The sequence below is a fragment of the Klebsiella sp. SWET4 genome (assembly GCF_024296565.1).
GTDB lineage: Bacteria > Pseudomonadota > Gammaproteobacteria > Enterobacterales > Enterobacteriaceae > Klebsiella > Klebsiella variicola.
On record NZ_JANCOB010000012.1, the window covers coordinates 123,050 to 139,051 of the forward strand.

A 16,002-nucleotide genomic window follows, 5' to 3' on the forward strand; every position below is an offset into this window, starting at 1 on the left:
AGTAATGTGCTGTGCTACGGTAATAAAAATGAGATTCATTATCAAGATGATAATAATCAATATCAGGGAAAAATAAAATAAACACAAATAATCAAACAGTTACAACAAAACAAATGGAGAAGAATAAAATAAAAATATCATCATCATTTTCTATTTATCATTAAAAACACACATTTCCGCCATATTATCTCCATAGTTAAAGTAAAGATAAAAGCACATTAATAGCAAGCGATAAAATGGGAGAAGACTATTTGTCGGCATCGTTATGTTTTTTACGCCCTTGTCGTGCCCGGCTAACGGCAGCCGTTCTGCTAAAATAACCACATCCCCCTGCGGAGTGTTCCTCCATGAACGCCAACTTGCTATCACGCCTGTTTATCGCCTGGCTCACCTGCCTCGCGCCGCTGTTATTCGCCCCTATCCTGCTTGCGGCGGAGGCGGAAAAAGCGCCGCCAGTCGCAACCGAAGACAATACGCTGTCGATCCACATCGACGATATGCTGCAGCCATGGAAAGGCGATCTGCCCGGCATGACCGAGCGGCGCACCATTCGGGTATTAACCACCTACAGCAAAACCTTCTTTTTTATTGATAAAGGCACTCAGCGCGGAGCAACCCACGATATCTTTATGGCGCTGGAAAACGATCTGAATAAGCAGTTGGCGAAGGATAAAAAGCTCAAACAGCGCCACCTGAAGCTGCATATCGTTTTTGTGCCGGTCAGCCGGGATAATCTCTTTATCGCGCTTAATGAAGGTAAAGGCGATATTGCGGCTGCCAATCTGACCATCACGCCCTCGCGGGAAGCCCAGGTCGATTTCGCCCAGCCGCTCTACAGCAACGTGAAAGAATTACTGATCTCCGGGCCGGCATCGCCGAAGATCGACAGCCTGGAGCAGCTCTCCGGCCAAACCGTCTTTGTTCGCCGCTCCTCCAGCTATTACGAGAGTCTGCAGGCGCTGAATGCCCGATTTGCCAGTGAGTCGCGGCCGCCGGTTATCCTGGAGGCAGCGCCGGAAGCGCTGGAGGATGAAGATCTGCTGGAAATGCTCAACGCCGGGCTGATTCCGCTGATCGTCGTCGATCAACACAAAGCCGTTTTCTGGAAACAGGTGTTTCCGAAAATTCAGGTCCATGACAACGTGGTGCTGCGCGACGGCGGCAACATTGCCTGGGCGGTACGCAAAGACAGCCCGCAGCTGCTGGCGGTGCTAAACAACTTCGTCAAAAAGAATCGTCAGGGCACCACGCTGGGTAATACCCTCCTGCTGCGTTACCTGAAAAATGCCAAATATGTCAAAAATGCCGCCGCGAGTAAGGAACGGCGCAAGTTCCTCGCCATGGTGGAAGTCTTCCGCAAATATGGCGATCGCTACGATGTCGACTGGCTGCTGATGGCGGCCCAGGGGTACCAGGAATCGCGACTGAACCAGTCGGTGCGAAGCCACGTCGGCGCCGTCGGGGTAATGCAGGTGATGCCCAGCACCGGAAAAGAGCTGAAAGTGGGCGATATTAAACAGCTGGATCCCAACATCCATGCAGGCGTGAAATACATGCGCTGGATGATAGATCGCTACTATGCTGATGAGCCCATGACCCGGCTCGATAAGGCGCTGTTTGCCTTTGCCTCCTATAACGCGGGTCCGGCGCGTATCGCCCGCCTGCGCACCATGACTAAACAGCGAGGATTTGACCCGAACGTCTGGTTCGGTAATGTCGAAAATCTGGCGGCAGAAAAAATTGGCGCCGAGACGGTCACCTACGTCAGTAATATCTATAAGTATTACATCGCCTATCGGCTGATCGTCGATGATATGGCCCGCAAACAGAAAGCGACGGCCGCGCCGCGACAGGAGCCAGCAGCAGAGCCAGTGAAACCGCAGCCCAGCGTGGCGACGCCGGAGACCGCTCAGGCGCCCTCTGCCTGAAACGCTCGTCGCCGCAGGTTAAAAACCGGTTCTGACACGGTGGCGCAGAAAAAATGCTGAAAGGATGATGCTGAAAGGATAAAGAAAAAGCCCCGGCGAAACCGGGGCTTTTTGTATTTTACGGCGCAGGCAACGCGTTTAAGGCAAGCCTTAAAACGGGATGTCGTCGTCGAAGTCCATCGGCGGTTCGTTAGAAGAAGGCGCTGCCGGGGCCTGCTGCTGCGGACGGGACTGTGCGCCGCCGCTGAACTGGTTGCCGCCCTGCGGCTGCTGAGGCTGACCCCAACCGCCCTGCTGCTGGCCGCCGCCTGCCGGCGCGCCGCCACCCTGACGGCCGCCCAGCATCTGCATGGTGCCGCCAACGTTAACCACAACTTCGGTGGTGTATTTCTCCTGACCGGATTGATCGGTCCACTTGCGGGTACGCAGCTGGCCTTCGATATATACCTGAGAGCCTTTGCGCAGATACTCGCCAGCGACTTCCGCCAGTTTGCCGAACAGCACAACGCGGTGCCACTCGGTCTGCTCTTTCATTTCGCCGGTCTGCTTGTCACGCCAGGATTCGGAAGTTGCCAGCGTGAAGTTGGCGACAGCGCCGCCACTTGGCATGTAGCGTACTTCCGGGTCCTGCCCCAGATTACCGACGAGAATCACCTTGTTTACGCCTCTGCTGGCCATGTTCGTGTCTCCTGAATACGTTTCTTAATAGTGTAAACGCGCGAGTGTACCATTTCCACGTAGCATTTTGATAGCTGCGAGGCTGATTCCAGAGATAGCACTCGTACAAGACATTGTTGCACACTCCCCCTGAATTTGCATTCCGATACTGTATATTCATTCAGGTTAAATTGTGTCATAATTAGCCGTTTCTGCCGTTTGTCCTTCAAGCAAACCAGGCAATCCGTGTATCTACCTACCGGGAAAGGTGAATGGATAAGATCGAAGTTCGGGGCGCCCGCACCCATAATCTCAAAAACATCAACCTCGTTATCCCGCGCGACAAACTCATTGTCGTCACCGGGCTTTCCGGGTCTGGCAAATCTTCACTCGCTTTCGACACCCTGTATGCCGAAGGCCAGCGTCGCTACGTCGAATCGCTCTCCGCCTATGCGCGACAGTTCCTGTCGCTGATGGAGAAGCCGGACGTCGACCACATCGAAGGGCTGTCGCCGGCGATTTCCATCGAACAGAAATCAACCTCTCACAACCCCCGTTCGACGGTGGGTACCATTACCGAAATTCACGACTACCTGCGTCTGCTGTACGCCCGCGTCGGTGAACCGCGCTGTCCGGATCACGACGTGCCGCTGGCGGCGCAAACCGTCAGCCAGATGGTCGATAACGTCCTCGCGCAGCCGGAAGGCCTGCGCCTGATGCTGCTGGCGCCCATTATTAAAGAGCGTAAAGGCGAGCACACCAAAACCCTGGAAAACCTCGCCAGCCAGGGCTACATCCGCGCGCGGATCGACGGCGAAGTCTGCGATCTTTCGGATCCGCCGAAGCTGGAGCTGCAGAAGAAGCACACCATCGAGGTGGTCATCGACCGCTTTAAGGTGCGCGACGATCTGGCGCAGCGCCTGGCCGAGTCGTTCGAAACCGCGCTGGAGCTCTCCGGCGGTACCGCCATTGTGGCCAATATGGATGATGAAAAAGCGGAAGAACTGCTGTTTTCCGCTAACTTCGCCTGCCCGATCTGCGGCTATAGCATGCGCGAGCTGGAGCCGCGCCTGTTCTCCTTCAACAACCCGGCGGGCGCCTGCCCAACCTGCGACGGCCTCGGCGTTCAGCAATATTTCGATCCCGACCGCGTGGTGCAGAATCCGGAGCTGTCGCTGGCGGGCGGCGCCATCCGCGGCTGGGATCGCCGCAACTTCTACTACTTCCAGATGCTGAAGTCGCTGGCGGAGCACTATAAATTCGACGTCGAAGCGCCGTGGGGCACCCTCAGTGCTAATGTGCAGAAAGTGGTCCTGTACGGTTCCGGGAAAGAGAATATTGAATTCAAATACATGAACGATCGCGGCGACACCTCGGTACGTCGTCACCCGTTCGAAGGCGTGCTGCACAATATGGAGCGCCGTTACAAAGAGACGGAATCCAGCGCCGTGCGCGAAGAGCTGGCGAAATTCATCAGCAACCGTCCGTGCGCCAGCTGTGACGGCACGCGACTGCGCCGTGAAGCGCGCCACGTGTTTGTAGAGAACACCCCGCTGCCGACCATTTCCGATATGAGCATCGGCCACGCGATGGACTTCTTCAACAACCTGAAGCTCTCCGGCCAGCGGGCGCAAATCGCTGAGAAAGTGCTGAAAGAGATCGGCGATCGCCTGAAGTTCCTTGTCAACGTCGGTCTGAACTATCTGACGCTTTCCCGTTCGGCGGAAACGCTCTCCGGCGGCGAAGCCCAGCGTATCCGTCTGGCGAGCCAGATTGGCGCCGGGCTGGTTGGTGTGATGTACGTGCTGGATGAGCCTTCTATCGGCCTGCACCAGCGCGATAACGAACGCCTGCTGGGTACCCTGATCCATCTGCGTAATTTAGGCAACACGGTGATCGTCGTTGAGCATGACGAAGACGCGATTCGCGCCGCCGACCATGTGATCGATATCGGCCCTGGCGCTGGGGTCCACGGCGGCCAGGTGGTGGCCGAAGGGCCACTGGACGCCATTATGGCGGTACCAGAATCCCTCACCGGGCAGTTCATGAGCGGTAAGCGCAAAATCGAAGTGCCGAAACAGCGCGTACCTGCCAATCCGGAAAAAGTGCTGAAACTGACCGGCGCGCGCGGCAACAACCTGAAGGATGTGACGCTGACCCTGCCGGTCGGTCTGTTTACCTGCATTACCGGCGTTTCCGGCTCGGGTAAATCGACGCTGATTAACGACACCCTGTTCCCGATTGCTCAGCGCCAGCTTAACGGCGCGACCATCGCCGAACCGGCGCCGTATCGCGATATCCAGGGGCTGGAGCACTTCGATAAAGTGATCGATATCGACCAGAGCCCGATCGGCCGTACGCCGCGCTCCAACCCGGCGACCTATACCGGGGTGTTTACGCCGGTGCGCGAACTGTTCGCCGGGGTGCCGGAATCACGTTCACGCGGCTATACGCCAGGGCGCTTTAGTTTTAACGTTCGCGGCGGGCGCTGTGAAGCCTGCCAGGGTGATGGCGTCATTAAGGTTGAGATGCACTTCCTGCCGGATATCTATGTGCCGTGCGACCAGTGCAAAGGCAAACGCTATAACCGCGAAACGCTGGAGATTAAGTACAAGGGTAAGACCATCCACGAAGTGCTGGATATGACCATTGAAGAGGCGCGTGAATTCTTTGATGCCGTACCGGCGCTGGCGCGTAAGCTGCAAACCCTGATGGACGTCGGCCTGACCTATATCCGTCTCGGCCAGTCGGCGACGACGCTGTCCGGCGGCGAGGCGCAGCGCGTGAAGCTGGCGCGCGAACTCTCCAAACGCGGTACCGGCCAGACGCTGTATATCCTCGATGAGCCGACCACGGGTCTGCACTTCGCCGATATTCAGCAGTTGCTGGAAGTGCTGCATCAGCTGCGCGATCAGGGCAATACCATCGTGGTGATTGAGCATAACCTCGATGTGATTAAAACTGCCGACTGGATTGTCGATCTGGGTCCGGAAGGCGGTAGCGGCGGCGGCGAAATACTGGTCTCCGGTACACCTGAGACCGTCGCCGAGTGCGAAGCCTCGCACACCGCGCGCTTCCTGAAGCCGATGCTGAAATAATTAGCGGGATAGCTGCTGCCGGACCGACTCCGGCAGCATTTTCACCGCCTGCTGGTAAGATGCATCGACCAGGTAGTAGATTTGCGAATCCGGCAGCGAGCCATCCAGAAAGACGGTGCTCCAGTGCGCTTTATTGAGATGCTTGCTGGGCCGGACATCGCGATGCTGCTCTCGCAGCAGCTCCGCCAGTTCCGGGCTCGCTTTCAGCGCGACCGCCGGCCGCTGGTCCTCCACTTCCTTCACCATGGCAAACAGCACGTCCGAGACTTTGATCTGCGTGGCTTTCCAGTCGCTATGGACGCTCTGCTCCGCTCCCGGTTTCGCCATGCAGTACTGCAATAACTCCGAAATTGTCATCTTTTATTCCCCCATGAGCGTCGCAACGATGTGCCGCGAACCGCCGTGTATCCGATGCTCCCCCAGCCAGATGCCCTGCCAGGTTCCCAGCCTGACGCGCCCGTCCTCGACCGGCAGCATCAGCGACACGCCAAGCATCGATGATTTGATGTGCGAAGGCATATCGTCAGGACCTTCATAATCATGTTCGTACGGCGCATTGTCCGGCACGGCGTTGAGAAAATACTGCTCCATGTCATAGCGGACGGTGGGATCGCAGTTTTCGTTGAGCGTCAGGGAAGCGGAAGTATGCTGGAGCAGGAGGTGCAGCAGGCCAACCTTCACCCCGGACAGCCCGCGAATCTGACCGAGGACCTCATCGGTGACCAGATGAAAACCGCGGGATTTTGGCCCAAGCGTCAGGGTTTGCTGATACCACATCATCGACTCCTTTTGCGAATGAATCCTTCTAAGTGTGCAGCAATACGTGAAAAGGTAAAACCTTCCACCCCTGATTTTGCATAAAAAAACGGCAGCGCTACCGCTGCCGTTTATCGCGTTCAGGCGATCGTCAGTATTCGGAATTGACGATCACTTCTTCGCCCAGCGCCCCGGCCATCGGCAGCGGCTTATAGGAGGAGTTGGCGGCCCGCAGCACGCGGATCCCACGGGCGCCGGCCTCACGGGCAGCGGTGATGTCGTTATCCGAATCGCCGTAGAAAACCTTTATCTGCTTCGCCTGCAGCCACTGGGTCTTGGTGTTCTGGCCAGGCTTATCACCGGCGAAAATCACCGGATTCATATTGGCGGCCGGAATGAGAAAATCATCCTGCAGGGTTTTAGAAACGGTTTCTGTTTTGGTCTGGCTGCGGCCGGTGACGAACCAAATGCTGTCCCCACGCTTCACATGCATCGCAATCAGCTGGCGCGCCACCTCTTTCGGCATGCTGAATTCATCCCAGCCGTTGTTCATTTTTTCCCAGAACTGCGGGTTTTTCAGGTAATCCTCACTGCCGGGGGAGAAAGTTTTTTGCCCGCGCCAGAAGCCCGGACTGGAGAAGAGGACGGTGTCATCGATATCAAAACCGACGGCCATCGGCGGCCGCCCCAGCAGGCTGTTCTCGATTTGCGCCACCGAAACCCAGTGGATCGGCGCCTGCTCGGCCAGCTGGGCCACATTGGTGCCCACCCACAGCGGCTGTGGCGTGGAGGCGCGCGCCACAACGGCGCTGTTCAGCGTGAACAAAAGAGAAGCCGCCGCAAAGGCGAGAGTAAGTTTGCGCATATTTATCCCTAAATCTATCAATCATTATTATTTTTAATAATGTGCATGCTTAGCAACGCCCCGACCTTACCCGCCGATCGCGTGGATGAAAAGCCTTTTTCGCGTAGATGTCATAGAAAAAGAGGATGATCACAATCAGAGAGGAGGTTGCCGCTGCCCGTTGACCGGCAGCGGCAACCCACTGGAGAGCGGCTTACATCACCGCAGCAAAGGCTTTCGCCACCTGCTGAACATTACGTGAGTTTAACCCTGCCACGCACATACGACCGCTGGCAATCAGGTAGACGCCAAACTCGTCGCGCAGACGATCGACCTGCGCTGCGCTGAAGCCGGTGTAGCTGAACATCCCGCGCTGCTTAAGCAGGTAATCCACCTTGCTGCCCGGAGCAACCTGCTGCAGCGCGTCGACCAGCGCCTGGCGCATGGTCAGAATGTGCGCGCGCATGGCGTCCACTTCCGCCTGCCAGGTGGCTTTCAGAGCTGCATCGTTCAGCACCGTCGCCACCACCTGCGCGCCAAAGCTTGGCGGGCTGGAGTAGTTGCGGCGCACGGTGGCCTTCAGCTGACCCAGCACGCGGCCTGCAGTTTCGCTGTCTTCACAGACCACTGACAGGCCGCCGACACGCTCCCCGTACAGGGAGAAAATCTTGGAGAACGAGTTGCTGACCAGCATCGGCATCCCGGCGCTGGCGATGGCGCGAATGGCGTAAGCATCCTCTTCCAGCCCCCCGCCAAAGCCCTGGTAGGCGATGTCGAGGAAGGGGATCAGCTGACGCGCTTGTAATACCTCAACCACGCGGTCCCACTGGGCTGGCGTCAGGTCGGCGCCGGTCGGGTTGTGGCAGCAAGGGTGCAGCAGCACAATATCGCGCGCCGGCAGCGTTTGCAGCGTCGCCAGCAGGTCCTCAAAGCGCACGCCGTTAGTGGCTTTGTCAAACCAGGGGTAAGTACTTACTTCGAAGCCAGCCCCTTCAAAAATGGCGATGTGGTTTTCCCAGGTCGGATCGCTGACCCAGACATGAGACTCCGGAAAGTAGCGTTTGAGGAAGTCGGCCCCGACCTTCAGCGCGCCCGAACCGCCGACCGTCTGAATGGAGGCAATGCGGTTTTGCTTAAGCGCGGTATGCTCTGCGCCGAACAGCAGCGGCGCAATCGCCTGACGGTAGCCGCTCAACCCTTCCATCGGCAGATACAGCGAGGCGCCATGCGGCCCGGCGTTCAGGCGTGCTTCCGCTTCCGCCACCGCCTGCAGCTGCGGGATAATGCCGTCATCGTTGTAGTACAGCCCGATACTCAGGTTGACTTTGTCGCTTCGCGGATCTTCTTTGAAGCGTTCCATCAGAGAAAGAATAGGGTCGCCGGCGTAGGCGTCAACTTTTTGAAACACGCGATGTATCTCCAGGTTTACATAGGGCAGGTTCTTACACAATAAACCGGATATGACGGCAGGTCGAGAGGATGTTGAGGGGAAAATGACCGCGAGGTGGCATAAACCGCTTATTCGCTCGCGGCTGTGCCGATGGCGTACCGGATAACATCAGGGTTATCCGGTACGGCTGGTGCTTAGTCGAGGTATTTCATGGCGACGCGGGAGGTCAGTCGCGTAATAAGTTCGTAAGCACTCACTTTCGTTATCTCGGCGATGCGCTCTACCGGGAGTCCCTCTCCCCACAGCACTACCGCGTCGCCGGCTTTATCCTGGGCCTGCGGTCCGAGGTCAACGCAGATCATATCCATCGCTACCCGGCCGACAATCGGCACTTCCCGGCCATTGACCAGCACCGGCGTGCCCGACGGCGCGGCGCGCGGATAACCGTCGCCATAGCCCATCGCCACCACGCCGAGACGGGTATCGCGTTCGCTGATCCAGGTGCCGCCGTAGCCGACGGGCTCCCCTGCTTTATGCTCGCGCACCGCAATCAGGCTGGACGTCAGAGTCATCACCGGCTGGCAGCCGAAATCTTTCCCGGTGGAGCGATCGTCCAGCGGCGACACGCCATACAGGATAATCCCGGGGCGCACCCAGTCGTAATGCGATTGCGGCCACAGCAGAATGCCGCCCGAGGCGGCGATAGAGCGCAGCCCCGGTTTGCCTTCGGTAAAGGTGGTGAAGATATCCAGCTGGCGTTCGGTGGCGCCGCAGGTCGGCTCATCGGCGCGGGCGAAATGGCTCACCACGTTCACCGGCTGGCGGACGTTTTTACACTGGCTCAGACGCTGATAAAACGCCTCGGCTTCCTCCGGGCGCACCCCTAAGCGATGCATGCCGGTATCCAGCTTCATCCACACGGTTACCGGCTCGGGGAGATCGGCTTGCTCCAGCGCCGCCAGCTGTTCGGGGCTATGCACCGCCGTATGCAGGCGCTGGGCGGCGATCACCGCCAGGTCTTCCGCAGCAAAAAAGCCTTCCAGCAGGAGGATCGGCTGGGCGATGCCTCCTGCTCGCAGGCGCAGCGCCTCTTCCAGGCGGGCGACGCCAAAGGCGTCGGCGTCAGTCAGCGTTCGCGCGGTCTCAAGGAGGCCGTGTCCGTAGGCGTTCGCTTTCACCACCGCAACCAGTTTGCTGGCAGGCGCCAGGTCACGCAGACGTTGCAGGTTGTGTCGCAGAGCGCGGCGGTTGATAACTACAGTTGCCGCTTGCATTTGAATTCCTTAAAAAAAGACAGACAGAGGTTTACTCATCGTCATACTGAGGGCCGGCATAATTATCGAAACGCGACCACTGGCCGTTAAAGGTCAGTCGCACGGTGCCGATCGGGCCGTTACGTTGTTTACCAATGATAATTTCCGCGATGCCTTTAAGATCGCTGTTCTCGTGATAAACCTCATCACGGTAAATGAACATGATCAAGTCGGCATCCTGTTCAATGGATCCGGACTCACGCAGGTCGGAGTTGACCGGGCGTTTATCGGCGCGCTGTTCCAGCGAGCGGTTCAGCTGCGACAGCGCCACCACCGGCACCTGCAGCTCTTTCGCCAGCGCCTTCAGCGAGCGGGAGATTTCGGCGATCTCAAGGGTACGGTTGTCGGAGAGCGACGGCACGCGCATCAGCTGCAGGTAGTCGATCATGATAAGCCCGATGCCGCCGTGCTCGCGGGCGATACGCCGCGCGCGGGAGCGCACTTCCGTCGGCGTCAGGCCGGAGGAGTCATCGATATAGATATTGCGTTTTTCCAGCAGGATGCCCATGGTGCCGGAGATCCGCGCCCAGTCTTCATCGTCCAGTTGACCGGTACGAATGCGGGTCTGATCGACGCGCGACAGCGAGGCCAGAGAACGCATCATGATCTGTTCCGAGGGCATCTCAAGACTGAAGATGAGTACCGGCTTATCCTGCAGCATTGCCGCGTTTTCCACGAGGTTCATCGCGAAGGTCGTTTTACCCATCGACGGACGGGCGGCGACGATAATCAGATCCGACGGCTGCAGGCCAGCGGTCTTTTTGTTGAGGTCGTCGTAGCCGGTATTCACCCCGGTGACACCGTCATGCGGCTGCTGGAACAGCTGTTCGATACGGGCGACGGTGGCATCGAGCACATCGGCGATGTTTTTCGGCCCTTCGTCTTTATTGGCCCGGCTTTCGGCGATTTTGAAAACCCGGGATTCGGCGAGATCGAGCAGATCTTCGCTGGTTCGCCCCTGCGGGTCGAAGCCGGCTTCGGCGATCTCGTTGGCCACCGAAATCATCTCGCGCACGACCGCGCGTTCGCGCACGATGTCAGCATAGGCGCTGATGTTCGCCGCGCTGGGCGTGTTTTTGGACAGTTCGGCCAGGTAGGCGAAGCCGCCGACGCTGTCCAACTGCCCCTGACGCTCTAGCGACTCCGCAAGGGTGATCAGGTCAATCGGGCTACCTGACTCCTGCAGACGCGCCATCTCGGTAAAGATATGACGATGCGGACGAGTATAGAAATCTTCCGACACCACGCGTTCGGCGACGTCGTCCCAGCGCTCGTTATCCAGCATTAAACCGCCCAACACCGACTGCTCCGCTTCAATCGAGTGCGGCGGGACTTTCAGCCCGGCGAGCTGCGGATCGCGTTCGCGGGTTTCTGTCTGTGGTTTGTTGAAGGGTTTATTTCCTGCCATAGCCTAACATTTCACCGATACGGAAAAGAGCGTGACAGTATAGCGAGAAAGCCATTGCCGCTAAAGAACCCATTAAGCGTGGCAGGCCTGAGGCGGATAAGAAAATCCGTCGCTGCCGCCGCAGGCTGTTAAGCTTACTGGATAATCTCAGAACAACACAGGAGCGAACATGGCAACACGCATCGAATTTTCAAAACACGGCGGGCCGGAGGTGCTTCAGGCGGTTGAGTTCACGCCCCGCGATCCTGCGGAATATGAAATTCAGGTCGAAAACAAAGCCATCGGTATCAACTATATCGACACCTATGTTCGTAGCGGCCTCTATCCGCCACCATCGCTGCCGAGCGGTCTGGGCACCGAGGCAGCCGGCGTCGTCAGTAAAGTTGGCCATGGGGTAACGCACATTAAGGTAGGCGATCGGGTGGTGTACGCGCAGTCGGCGCTCGGCGCCTACAGCACGGTACACAATGTGCTGGCCGACAAAGCCGCGGTCCTGCCGGACGCCATCTCTTTCGAACAGGCCGCGGCATCGTTCCTGAAAGGATTGACGGTGTGGTATCTGCTGCGCAAAACCTATGAAATTAAGCCTAATGAAGTATTCCTGTTTCACGCGGCCGCCGGCGGCGTGGGGCTGATTGCCTGTCAGTGGGCGAAAGCGCTGGGCGCGAAACTTATCGGCACCGTCGGCAGCGCGCAGAAAGCCCAGCGTGCCAAAGAGGCTGGCGCCTGGCAGGTGATTAACTATCGCGAAGAGCAAATCGTGGAGCGGCTCAAGGCACTTACCGACGGTAAGAAAGTGGCCGTGGTCTACGACTCGGTGGGAAAAGATACCTGGGAAGCCTCTCTGGACTGCCTGCAGCGACGCGGCCTGATGGTCAGCTTTGGCAACTCCTCCGGCCCGGTGACCGGCGTCAATCTGGGGATCCTGAATCAGAAAGGTTCTCTGTACGTCACCCGCCCATCGCTGCAGGGCTATATCACCAACCGGGAAGAGCTGGCGGAAGCCTGCAGTGAACTGTTTTCACTGATCGCCAGTGGGGTAATCAAAGTGAACGTACCCGAGAGTCAGACCTATCCGCTGACCGAGGCCCGTCGGGCGCATGAAGTTCTGGAAAGCCGGGTAACTCAGGGGTCTAGTCTGCTGCTGCCGTAAGCGGACAAAGGGACAAAAGTTTAGGGCTTCCACCTGGGAAGCCCTTACTTTTTTTTAGTTCGGCTGTATGTAGGGTACAGCGCGATGAATTCGTTAACGCGCTAATAGTGACAGATTTGCTCAGTAATGCCTACGCGGTTGTCTGCAAAATTGTTCAGGTTGTGACAGACCCCTCAATACCTTAGTAACGCCAACGGTTATTGTCGCGAAAAGCGTTTCCGTTCGGGGATTTCAGCGCCCGAATAATCCACACCACCACCACGGCCAGCAGCAACCACGGCAGTAATTTGATCATCAAGGCGAACAAGCCGCCGACGAACATCAGCGCGGTAGCGACCACGATAGCCGCGATAATCCCCAGCAGCGATACGCCGGTCACCAACAGCATGACAAAAAATCCAATGACAAATAGCAGTTCCAGCATGGTTCTCTCCCCAACGAATGAATACTTCACTCTGCAGGTATTACAAAAAGCATGCCAAACATAAGCATTTGACTTTAAAAGAAAACGCCCCGCGTCAGTGCGCGAGGCGTGGTCAATTTCACCAGGTTTTCGTCAGAAATTAACGTTTATCGGCCACCAGCTTCAGCGCATGCTCCAGCACCGCAATATCGGCGCCGGCTTTATGCGCGTTCTCGCTCAGGTAGCGACGCCACTGGCGAGCGCCGGGGATGCCCTGAAACAGCCCCAGCATATGGCGGGTAATATGGCCCAGATAGGTGCCATTGCTGAGCTCACGCTCAATATACGGGTACATGGCTCGCACCACCGCCACCGGATCGGCATCCGCGCCGGCGATGCCGAAAATTTCGCGGTCGACCGAGGCCAGAATACCCGGGTTCTGATAGGCCTCACGCCCGACCATCACCCCATCCATATGCTCAAGCTGCAGTCTGGCTTCGTCCAGCGATTTGATCCCGCCGTTAATCGCCATCGTCAGGTGGGGGAAGTCGCGCTTCAGCTGCCAGACGCGGGGGTAATCCAGCGGCGGGATCTCGCGGTTCTCTTTTGGGCTCAGGCCGGAGAGCCAGGCTTTGCGGGCGTGAATAATAAACATCTCACACTCGCCCTTGCCGGAGACCGTCTCAATGAATTCGCATAGAAACTCATAGCTATCCTGATCGTCAATCCCGATACGGGTTTTCACCGTGACCGGAATCGACACCACATCGCGCATCGCCTTGATGCAGTCGGCCACCAGTGGCGCATTGCCCATCAGACAGGCGCCAAACATCCCGTTCTGCACGCGGTCGGAGGGGCAGCCGACGTTGAGATTGATCTCATCGTAGCCACGCGCTTCAGCCAGCTTCGCGCACTGCGCCAGGGTCTGCGGATCGCTGCCGCCGAGCTGCAGAGCAACCGGATGCTCTTCTTCGCTATAGGCCAGATAGTCACCTTTGCCGTGAATAATCGCCCCCGTGGTCACCATTTCGGTATACAGCAGCGTATGCCGCGACAGCAGCCGCAGGAAGTAGCGGCAGTGTCGGTCAGTCCAGTCGAGCATCGGCGCGATGGAGAAGCGGTGAGCAGGGAAAACAGGTGACGTTGATTCAGGCATCATGGCGAATAAATAAGCATCCGGGTAAAAAGGGGCGCTACTATAGCACAAAGATAAACCACAGGCGCATAGTGCGCCGCGCTTCGCCCCTTCCCCGGGTCGATTACTTTTTCCGCGGCTTGCCGTCGTGTGGACCGAAGAATTGCGGCGGATGGTCAACCCAGCGATCCTGGCGCGTCGCGGCATAGCCTGGATTGAGCGGATAATAGATGCGGTTGTATTTCTTGTTGGCCTCGCCCACCACCAGCAGACGAACCTCCTGCTCGGTGTTATTGAGAAAAGTGTGGCAGATACCGGTACCCGCGGGAAAACCCACGCTGTCCCCTGGCTCCAGCTTCCAGAGATAGCCGTTTATCCACACTTCCGGATAGCCCTCCAGCACGTAGATGAACTCTTCCTCATCGCTCTCCGCGTGCGGGTACGAGGTGCGCCGCCCGGGCGGCAGTCGCTCGTGGTGGATCCCCAGCCGGTTGAGACGTAAACCGCGCCCCAGCGGCGCGCCAATCGAAAAACGCTCCGGGCTATCGGGATAAGTGGCATCGTCGGGCCCTTCCAGTTCGCGCCAGTGGCGAATGCAATCAGGTCGTTTCATCGTTTTCTCCCGAAAATGAGACACTTCAGATATAGCATACCCAGGGTCATGCGTGTTGCGATTAAATCGGGCAGGACGGTTTTAGCGATCGACTAAGGCGTAGTCTGCACGAAAGTCAGCGGCCAGCACCCGGAACTGGCGCAGGTACCGACAATCTGAAGTATGACCCGTATCACCTGCCGGCTCTCGGTGTTTTCTGAGGAACGTGATAAAGTAACAGATTCAAATTCACGCAACCCGAGGATGCTCATGGATAAGACCCCTTCGCAAGAGATGTTAGCGCATGCTGAAAAGCTATGCGCGCAGCGCGGCGTACGCCTGACCCCACAGCGTCTGGAGGTGTTGCGCCTGATGAGCCTGCAACAAGGGGCGATCAGCGCCTACGATCTGCTGGATCTCCTGCGTGACAAAGAGCCGCAGGCTAAACCGCCGACGGTTTACCGCGCGCTGGAGTTTTTACTCGAGCAGGGCTTTGTTCATAAGGTTGAATCGACCAACAGCTATGTGCTGTGCCATCTCTTTGACCAGCCGACCCATAGCTCAGCCATGTTTATCTGTGACCGCTGTGGCGTGGTGAAGGAAGAGGCGGCGGAAGGGGTGGAAGATATCATGCATACGTTAGCGGCCAGAATGGGCTTTGCCCTGCGCCACAACGTGATTGAAGCTCACGGCCTTTGTGCAGACTGCGTGGAAGTCGAAGCCTGCAGCACGCCGGGACACTGCCAGCACGACCATTCCATTCAGCTGAAAAAGAAAGCCCGCTGAGCGTCAGCCGCAGCGGGAAACAGGGTTAACGGCGCATCCTTACGCCATTCAGACAGGCACTAACACAAATGCTTTATTCTTTGAGCCACGGAACGCTACCAGCGGTAGTCGTTTTTATGCTCCCAGTCTGAGACTTCTTTCTCAGCCTGATCCTTCGCATAGCCGTACCGTTCCTGAATTTTACCGACCAGCTGATCGCGCTTACCTTCGATCACGGTCATATCATCATCGGTAAGTTTGCCCCACTGTTCCTTGGCTTTACCTTTCAACTGTTTCCAGTTACCGCCGATTTCGTCTTTATTCATGATAACATCCTCATCATTCGGTGGGTTTACAGCCCGTTTTGTACCGGACATGGTATTAACTATAGATGAGAATGCTGGTACCGATTCGTTATTCGGAATTTTTAACCATCATACCGATGGGTAAGGCTGAGGCGATTTTCCCGGCTTGCGCTACGCTGAGCCGGGCTACTGAGTTGCCCCGGTAAGCGGCGCGCAACCGCGGGAATTCATAGATGGCCGTGATGAACGGCAATG

The 16,002-nt window shown here is 57.4% G+C and carries 15 protein-coding genes; 4 read left to right on the forward strand and 11 right to left on the reverse strand.

Annotated elements, in window-relative coordinates; all coding sequences use genetic code 11:
• Positions 1–347 precede the first annotated feature (347 nt).
• The gene (locus tag NKJ21_RS22790) at positions 348–1,928 is read left to right on the forward strand and encodes a lytic transglycosylase F (protein WP_016160107.1); all 1,581 of its coding nucleotides are present in this window, start codon (positions 348–350) and stop codon (positions 1,926–1,928) included.
• 150 nt (positions 1,929–2,078) lie between these two features.
• Here the strand turns inward: NKJ21_RS22790 and ssb1 are convergent, their stop codons facing one another.
• Entirely contained in the window at positions 2,079–2,606 is a 528-nt protein-coding gene (gene ssb1, locus NKJ21_RS22795; RefSeq protein WP_008807292.1) for a single-stranded DNA-binding protein SSB1, read from the reverse strand.
• Positions 2,607–2,857: 251 nt separating this feature from the next.
• Here ssb1 and uvrA point away from each other — a divergent pair, with 251 nt between their 5' ends.
• A complete protein-coding gene (gene uvrA, locus NKJ21_RS22800) occupies positions 2,858–5,683 on the forward strand; it encodes an excinuclease ABC subunit UvrA (RefSeq protein WP_023296895.1) in 2,826 nt (941 codons plus the stop codon).
• On the opposite strand, the gene NKJ21_RS22805 is transcribed toward uvrA, so the two are convergent.
• The 6 genes from NKJ21_RS22805 to dnaB form a co-directional block, all read right to left on the reverse strand.
• Complete coding sequence (locus NKJ21_RS22805) at positions 5,684–6,040, reverse strand: MmcQ/YjbR family DNA-binding protein (RefSeq protein WP_008807294.1); 357 nt, start codon at positions 6,038–6,040, stop codon at positions 5,684–5,686.
• A 3-nt stretch (positions 6,041–6,043) separates the two neighbouring features.
• A complete protein-coding gene (locus NKJ21_RS22810; RefSeq protein ID WP_008807295.1) occupies positions 6,044–6,460 on the reverse strand; it encodes a secondary thiamine-phosphate synthase enzyme YjbQ in 417 nt (138 codons plus the stop codon).
• Positions 6,461–6,590: 130 nt separating this feature from the next.
• On the reverse strand, positions 6,591–7,304 hold the full coding sequence (gene aphA, locus NKJ21_RS22815; RefSeq protein ID WP_008807296.1) for an acid phosphatase AphA: 714 nt from the start codon (positions 7,302–7,304) through the stop codon (positions 6,591–6,593).
• Between the two features lie 193 nt (positions 7,305–7,497).
• Positions 7,498–8,691 carry an aromatic amino acid transaminase gene (gene tyrB, locus NKJ21_RS22820; protein ID WP_008807297.1) on the reverse strand — a complete coding sequence of 398 codons (1,194 nt, stop codon included), beginning with the start codon at positions 8,689–8,691 and terminating at the stop codon, positions 7,498–7,500.
• Positions 8,692–8,867: 176 nt separating this feature from the next.
• Positions 8,868–9,947 (reverse strand): alanine racemase, encoded by a 1,080-nt coding sequence (alr, locus tag NKJ21_RS22825; protein ID WP_008807298.1) that lies wholly within the window; start codon positions 9,945–9,947, stop codon positions 8,868–8,870.
• Between the two features lie 31 nt (positions 9,948–9,978).
• Positions 9,979–11,394: a replicative DNA helicase gene (dnaB, locus tag NKJ21_RS22830; RefSeq protein ID WP_008807299.1), complete on the reverse strand. Its 1,416-nt coding sequence runs from the start codon at positions 11,392–11,394 to the stop codon at positions 9,979–9,981.
• Positions 11,395–11,563: 169 nt separating this feature from the next.
• Here dnaB and NKJ21_RS22835 point away from each other — a divergent pair, with 169 nt between their 5' ends.
• Positions 11,564–12,547, forward strand: coding sequence for a quinone oxidoreductase (locus tag NKJ21_RS22835; protein WP_063105936.1), 984 nt, complete (start codon positions 11,564–11,566; stop codon positions 12,545–12,547).
• Positions 12,548–12,728: 181 nt separating this feature from the next.
• On the opposite strand, the gene pspG is transcribed toward NKJ21_RS22835, so the two are convergent.
• The 3 genes from pspG to NKJ21_RS22850 form a co-directional block, all read right to left on the reverse strand.
• The gene (gene pspG / locus NKJ21_RS22840) at positions 12,729–12,971 is read right to left on the reverse strand and encodes an envelope stress response protein PspG (RefSeq protein WP_012543188.1); all 243 of its coding nucleotides are present in this window, start codon (positions 12,969–12,971) and stop codon (positions 12,729–12,731) included.
• Between the two features lie 139 nt (positions 12,972–13,110).
• Positions 13,111–14,109: a tRNA dihydrouridine(20/20a) synthase DusA gene (gene dusA, locus NKJ21_RS22845; RefSeq protein WP_239270667.1), complete on the reverse strand. Its 999-nt coding sequence runs from the start codon at positions 14,107–14,109 to the stop codon at positions 13,111–13,113.
• 100 nt (positions 14,110–14,209) lie between these two features.
• Positions 14,210–14,698: a cupin domain-containing protein gene (locus NKJ21_RS22850; RefSeq protein ID WP_002884935.1), complete on the reverse strand. Its 489-nt coding sequence runs from the start codon at positions 14,696–14,698 to the stop codon at positions 14,210–14,212.
• 249 nt (positions 14,699–14,947) lie between these two features.
• On the opposite strand from NKJ21_RS22850, the gene zur reads away from it, so the two are divergent.
• Entirely contained in the window at positions 14,948–15,463 is a 516-nt protein-coding gene (gene zur / locus NKJ21_RS22855) for a zinc uptake transcriptional repressor Zur (RefSeq protein WP_012543190.1), read from the forward strand.
• A gap of 95 nt (positions 15,464–15,558) precedes the next feature.
• Here the strand turns inward: zur and NKJ21_RS22860 are convergent, their stop codons facing one another.
• On the reverse strand, positions 15,559–15,768 hold the full coding sequence (locus tag NKJ21_RS22860) for a CsbD family protein (RefSeq protein WP_004206293.1): 210 nt from the start codon (positions 15,766–15,768) through the stop codon (positions 15,559–15,561).
• Between the last annotated feature and the right edge of the window lie 234 nt (positions 15,769–16,002).